Raw genomic sequence first — 5,147 nt, forward strand, 5'->3', positions numbered from 1 at the left:
ACATGGTATCGCCTTGCTTTACGTGGAATGCCTCATAAAAATGTGGATTGTTCATCAGCGGACCATTTACGCGCCACATAGGAGGAGAGTGTGGATTATTATTTATCCATAAACGCAGGAATTCATTTTTCATCTTTACGCGCCAAATACGCGCAACAGAAATAAAGAATCGTTGGTCTGGTGTATAGCCGCCAATTTTAGTGCTGTCTTGTCCTTCTTTGGTCAGCTTAAAAGCATCATAGGCAATGGAAACGCCGCCAACATCAGCTGCATTTTCGCCAACGGTCATTGCGCCCTTAACATGCACGGTATCAAGTACCACGAAAGTATTGTAGAGGTCAATTACTTTTTGCGTTTTTGCTTTGAACTTTGCATAGTCATCTTTTGTCCACCAGTTTTTTACATTGCCTTCTTTGTCGTACTGGGCTCCCTGGTCGTCAAATGTATGTGTAATTTCATGACCGATTACCATGCCGATACCTCCGTAGTTTAAGGCATCGTCGGCATTGTTGTCAAAATAAGGAGGTTGCAATATAGCGGCCGGAAAAACAATTTCATTGGCGTTTGGGTTGTTATAAGCAGTAACTGTTGAAGGTGTCGTGAACCACTCGCTTCTATCCACCGGTTTGTTGAGTTTAGCCAATTGAAACAAATAATTGTTAGATGAAACGGATACCACATTTTCAAAATATTTTTCTTTTAAAATCACCACGTTGCTATAGTCTCTCCACTTATCGGGATAGCCTATCTTCTTTGTGATGGCAAACAATTTTTCTTTGGATTTTAGTTTTGTACTATCGCTCATCCAGTCGAGTTTGTCTATTCTTGCCGATAATGCTTTTTGCAAATTATTTACCAGGTCCAGCACACGATTTTTTGCATCTTCTGTAAAATATTTTTTAACATATAATTGTCCCAGCGCCTCACCCAATAGCCGGTCAACTGAGCTCGCCATTTTTTCACCGCGCGTTTTTTGTACTGCCTGCCCGGTAATTGCTTTATTGTACTCGAATGAAGCATCGACAAAAGGCTGGCTTAACACATCTGCATAATTATTAATCGTATAAGCCTTCAGGTAAATTTTCCATTCGCTGATGGGAATGGATTTCAGGGCGGCATTCAGCTTGTCGTAATAGGCTGGCTGGGCCACATCAATAGAATCCGTTTTCGCACCCAGTTCATTTAATACATTCTTCCACCCAATATTTGGGTGTTTCTTTTCAAGCGTTGAAACAGACATCTTATTGTAATTGGCATTTATGTCGCGCAATTCAATATTTGTTCTGTGGGAACCGGCGAGTTGTTTGTCAATATTATAAACAATACCTGCATCTTTAGATGCTGTTACTGTATCACTTCCGGTAAGTTGAAACAGCCTGGAGAGGTATAATTTGTAGGCTTGCTGAATAGCCACGCTGGGTGCATCCGTTTTGAAATAATAATCTCTCTCTGGCAGGCCGATACCCGTTTGGTAGATATGTGCTATGTTCAATTTGCTGTTTTTATTGTCCGGCCCCACACCAAAAGCCAGGAAAGAAGTATTGTTCAACCTGGCTTCTGTTGCAACAAATTTCATCAAAGAACTAAGATTACTGATGCTGTCAATGCTGGCAAGCAAAGGCTTAATAGGGTCAAAGCTGCGTTGGTTAATCGTAGTTGTATCCATTCCTGAAGCATAAAAATCACCCAGCTTTTGTTCAATACTGCCCGTAGTATTATTGGATTTTGAAACGCTATCCAGAATGCTCTGCAACCGCAGGCGCTGAGGATAATTCATAAACATATATGCACCCACACCAGATTGCGAAGGAGGTATTTGGGCCGTATCATACCAGATACGGTTAACATACATAAAAAAGTTATCTACAGGTTTAACCGAAGAATCGATTCCTGGTATGTCTGCCGTGGCAACTGTTTCAGGTTTGCTTTGGCATCCCGCAAACAAAAACAATACTGCAAAAAGAAACGGTAATTTTTTCATATATAATGTCGAAGTTAGTAGTTATTGTGATTCTAAAAAATAAGTCAAACGCTGGTTGTAGCCGGTCGTTTATGATCAAATATTATATGGTTATTTTAAAAAACATGAAATGAATAAGCATGGCCAGACTGAGTTAGTTAGTTAAATTCTATTTGATACTATCTAAAAAATTCCCCACATTTTCTTCCCATTTATCCGGCTCATTTTCGCAGAGGTTTTGATGACCACTCTTTTCGTAAACTACCAGTTCTTTGGTAGAAGAAATGTTTTTGAACAAGTCATTGATTTCGGCTTCTGTAACACCTTGATCCTTTTTTCCCCACTGCAGTAAGACCGGACATGTAATTTTCTTTACATATTCATTTGGCTTCATGTCGAATGCCCAAAAGCCATTGATTATGCCTCCCCAGAATGTTAGCAAACCAGCAAGAGGCTTCGCAAATACACCAGTTACCCGCATTTTCCCTTCCACTGTGTTAGGTAGAGATGAAAAGGGCATTTCCAGAATTATTTTTGTTGGTTTTAAATTATATTCAGCAACAGCCCTGGTAATGGTAGCTGCACCCATCGAAATACCGTAAAGAATAACATTTGTTTCCTTGTTAACTTTCAAATAGTCATACACCAACTTTACATCTTCTGATTCTCTGTAGCCGACCGTACAGGTATTGCCTTCACTTTGTCCATGTGCCCTGAAATCGACTAAGAAAGTGGAATAACCCATTTCATTGAACTCATCACTTTGAGAAAGATTGGCTGACTTTTCGCTTCCATGCCCATGAAAAATTGCTATGGTTCCTTTTGCATTTGGAACTTTAAAATACCATGCATCCAGGATTAAGCCTTCTTTTGTTTTCAATTTAACATTAACGAAGGGGGAGTCTGGTGTCGATCCATAAAGCTTTTGAAGTTTCAATCCAAATAGTGCCACTTTCATTTGTCCCCAAAAGCCATCAGTCTGTTCCGATATTGTTTTGACCGATCCTTGTTCATAGAAATGCGTGAAGTGATAAGCCTGATTGATAATGAAAAGATTCAACAGGATAAAAAATACAACTATGGCAAGGATTGTTTTCTTAAAGCGTTTTTGTGTATTTGACATCGGTGGGATTCAATTATGGGGATAAACAAAAATTCGCTTCACTTTTTCAGAATTCAAAATGAAACTAATCCAAATTCCGGCATATACAATGGACCTGGTCAATTGTTTGATTCCATCGGCTTGAACCGATATTAGATGCATGGCCAATTTGTTGGGCTATTTAAACACTTTTATGATCGAATCGGATTCAACTGGTGTCTGTTTGAATCCACAATTGCAATCACAGGTTTTCGGTTTCATCTTTTCCAATTGGAGATCCCTTATCTTTATGGATTTCTCTGTTTCTGACTCCTCGATGTTCATTTTATAACTATCCAGCCGAAGCTGGTTGATCTTTTCAGACATGAGTTCCTTTGTAACGTGTACAGGTTCCAGGGTAAGCGTTTGTTCAACAGTGGTAGTAAAATAGAATATATCAAAAACTAACTGACCTCCCTGTTCACCCACAGCGATTACAGATGCAGGTGCTTTTTGTGGTAAGCGCAATTCAACTCCACCAAAGCCAAACCCATATTCGTTTGTCGCATTTTCTATAATATTTCCTTGTTGAAATACTCTCGAACGAGGCACAATCAGATATACTTTTACCTGGCTACCAAATTTGCCAGTAACTTTTACAATCAACCTGCTTTCTTTTATCCCTTCCAATTCCTCACAAAACCGGTCAATATTGTACCAACCAAAAGTGCTCACCTGAAACTGGTAGTAAGCAACCGGTGGAGCAGGTGGCGATGGCGCGGATGTACCGGTTACTGAAAAGTTTCCCGGAACCAATTTATCTTCAACGGAATACAGGCTGTCTTTGAGCTTCTTATATGCGAGACAACTATCCACACATTTTTTAAGTTGATCGTCGGGTAGTGGTAGCCCTTCTTTTTTACTTTCATTGTCGATATAAGTATATAAACCAGTCAAATCGTCCACTGACAATTCCGGGAAATCCGGCATTGGCGTATTATTGTAGTGCTCGTATAAGCAGTTTGCGTATGGATCACCGGACTTAAGAATCTTCTGATTATTACGAGTATAATAAAATAGCCATTTTTGAGGACGAAGCCTCGAGATATATGCCAGTGCAGGACCTGTAACTGTATTCGCAATGGAATGACAGGTTGCACAATGTTGTTTAAATAACTGTTCGCCAGCGTTTAAGTTTGATATTTGGATATTGGCTCTCATCGGAACGGGGTCGGTCCAATTAATATGTCCGTCGTCGCCTTTTGAACCTTTAAATAGCATCATTTTAGAATCCAGAAATGGTGTGGGCAGACTAATGCTTATCGGCTTAAAGATTCGTACATTTTGACCTTCAGCGGCTTCGATATCGATCATTCCTCCGCTACTTAACATTTTACCATTAGATTCAGTGATTAGTCCAGCTGTAATAATATCAGATATATTAAGTGCCTCTTTAATAGCAAGTCGAACCTTGGAACCATTTCCACCTTCAAAGCTGCCGGCCGCTATAGAAATAAAACTGCCTCCGGGTGCATGTATAACTGTGTCGCACGTATTGTCAATTTCGACAAAAAATGCCTGGAGATTGCTTTCTCGAAATGTACTTTGAACATACTTTTTCCTTTCATGGCAGGAGGTTAAGAAAATAATAGTTGCGATTACATAAGTAAATTTTGTTGAAATGTTCATGGGCTAAGACTTAAGGGCGTTATCTTATAAATTCATTTTAATTCATACCTGAAAAATGCCGTTAAGCATATGCGGTATGAGATCAAAATTTACTTTTACCTGAGATGTTGATTTTTCATTTTTCCATAACTCGGGTTGCTCATGAGACCCCGGTTCTCTTTGTGTCAACCAAATCTTGAGCTGTCCGATGATGATCTCATCAGACAGGTCTTCACTCAGCATCAGTAATTATTTGTACAAAAAATTCCAGGTAAAAAGATAATTATTGATATTATCCGTAGATACAACATGCGCAGGCTGCTGATTGCTGTTGTTCGTATAGACATTAGACACTGTACCGCCGTTTGTTGCATAACCCGTTACCAGATTTTTATTGAACCAGGTCTCGAGACTTAAAAAAGATTCAGTGCCCAGAAT

At 39.4% G+C, this 5,147-nt stretch carries 5 protein-coding genes; all 5 read right to left on the reverse strand.

Annotation, left to right across the window (positions count from 1 at the left end; genetic code table 11):
- Positions 1–1,981, reverse strand: a 1,981-nt coding sequence (locus VNZ46_RS12945) for a M13 family metallopeptidase (RefSeq protein ID WP_325560525.1), incomplete at its 3' end; no start/stop codon positions are given.
- Between the two features lie 148 nt (positions 1,982–2,129).
- Entirely contained in the window at positions 2,130–3,083 is a 954-nt protein-coding gene (locus tag VNZ46_RS12950) for an alpha/beta hydrolase (RefSeq protein WP_325560526.1), read from the reverse strand.
- A gap of 9 nt (positions 3,084–3,092) precedes the next feature.
- Positions 3,093–3,224 carry a DUF2569 family protein gene (locus VNZ46_RS29395; protein WP_414693494.1) on the reverse strand — a complete coding sequence of 44 codons (132 nt, stop codon included), beginning with the start codon at positions 3,222–3,224 and terminating at the stop codon, positions 3,093–3,095.
- 15 nt (positions 3,225–3,239) lie between these two features.
- Positions 3,240–4,730 (reverse strand): cytochrome c, encoded by a 1,491-nt coding sequence (locus tag VNZ46_RS12955; RefSeq protein ID WP_325560527.1) that lies wholly within the window; start codon positions 4,728–4,730, stop codon positions 3,240–3,242.
- Between the two features lie 228 nt (positions 4,731–4,958).
- Positions 4,959–5,147 (reverse strand): hypothetical protein (locus tag VNZ46_RS12960; protein WP_325560528.1); only part of this gene is annotated, 189 nt, incomplete at its 5' end.

The sequence above is a fragment of the Pedobacter sp. genome, from assembly GCF_035566355.1.
GTDB lineage: Bacteria > Bacteroidota > Bacteroidia > Sphingobacteriales > Sphingobacteriaceae > Pedobacter.

Bases quoted from the DNA above. Each gene is read 5' to 3' on its own strand.
- VNZ46_RS12950 (WP_325560526.1), bottom strand. From the start codon at position 3,083: ATGTCAAATACACAAAAACGCTTTAAGAAAACAATCCTTGCCATAGTT.
- VNZ46_RS29395 (WP_414693494.1), bottom strand. From the start codon at position 3,224: ATGCATCTAATATCGGTTCAAGCCGATGGAATCAAACAATTGACCAGG.
- VNZ46_RS12955 (WP_325560527.1), bottom strand. From the start codon at position 4,730: ATGAACATTTCAACAAAATTTACTTATGTAATCGCAACTATTATTTTC.